Source organism: Pseudomonas sp. 5P_3.1_Bac2 (assembly GCF_025465995.1).
In the GTDB taxonomy this organism is placed as follows: Bacteria; Pseudomonadota; Gammaproteobacteria; order Pseudomonadales; family Pseudomonadaceae; genus Aquipseudomonas.
In genome coordinates, this window is sequence record NZ_JANLNY010000018.1 from 1 (window position 1) to 1,327 (window position 1,327).

Here is a 1,327-nt window from a genome sequence, read left to right on the forward strand (position 1 = left end):
CTGTGTCCCGTCCTGAATAAGGTTTACACCTTCTGCCCGAGAGTCTGGAGATTCCGATGGAGCAAGGTGTTAAGCGTACGCAGCGTGATTACTCGCTGACTTTTAAATTGGCGGTGGTCGATCAGATCGAAAAAGGCGAGTTGACTTACAAGCAGGCTCAAGAGCGCTATGGCATCCAGGGCCGGTCCACTGTTTTGGTATGGTTGCGTAAGCATGGTCGGCAGGACTGGAGCCAGGGGGCTTCGATTCGAGCCGGCAGGAGCCGCGCCGTGACCGCCCCCAAAAACCTGACGCCTGAGCAACGCATCAAGGAACTGGAGCAGCAACTGCAGTTCATGAGCCAGAAGGCCCAGTTCTTCGAATCGGTAGTCGATGTGCTGAAGAAGGATTACGGTGTTTCAATCGTAAAAAAGCGACCCGGCAAGTCGTCTCGCAAGGGCAAATCCAAGAGCTGACCGTCGTCAGGGCTTGCCAGTTTCTTTCTATCAGTCGCCAGGCTTACTACAAGCACAACCGTGCGATGGATCAACGCTCTACGCAGAGTGAGTTGATCGCGTGTTATGTCCAGCGGCTAAGGCTTCGCCAGCCGAGGATCGGCACGCGAAAACTGCATTACCTTCTGCATTGCCAGCCCAATGACAGCCTAAAGGTCGGGCGCGACCGGTTATTCAAGATATTGGCCGAGTACCGCCTGCTGGTACTGCCCAAGCGCGCGTATCACAAGACCACGCAGAGCTTTCACCGTTTTTATCGGCACCCGAACCTGCTTAAGCCTGGAGCCGAACAGATTACGGCGGAAGCGCCCGATCATGTCTGGGTGGCGGATATCACCTATCTGCCGGCCCGAAGCGGCCCGCTATATCTGAGCCTGGTTACGGATGCGTACTCCCGAAAAATCGTCGGTCATCACGTCCATGAGGGCTTGCATGCAGAGTCCGTGGCAGTCGCGTTCAGACAAGCGCTAAAAGGACGCCAGGGTAGCCAGGCACTCGTCCATCACTCCGATCGTGGAATCCAGTATTGCTCGGCGCTCTATCAGGCACTGCACAAACACCACGGCGTGCAGTGTTCGATGACCGATGGCTACGATTGCTATCAGAACGCACTGGCGGAGCGGGTCAATGGAATTCTGAAGAACGAACTGCTGCTGCACAGTCCCGATGATTTGCAGCAGGCCAGATCGATGGTCAGCGATGCAGTCAGGATCTATAACACGGAGCGGCCACATCTGGCCCTGAAATACAGAACGCCCGATGCAGTGCATCGGGCGTCGTAGGTACCGCAAAATCTAGCTGAAACGGTGTAAACCTAATTCAGGACTAGACAC

Annotated in this window: 1 protein-coding gene; it reads left to right on the top strand. The window is 55.5% G+C overall.

Annotated features, from left to right (window positions below; all coding sequences use genetic code 11):
- Window positions 1–56: 56 nt before the first annotated feature.
- Window positions 57–1,276 (top strand): IS3 family transposase gene (locus NTD81_RS11195; protein WP_262182422.1). Its coding sequence is split into 2 segments (ribosomal slippage): window positions 57–405 and window positions 405–1,276, totalling 1,221 coding nucleotides; the frame shifts between segments, so codons are not numbered across the junction.
- Window positions 1,277–1,327 lie beyond the last annotated feature (51 nt).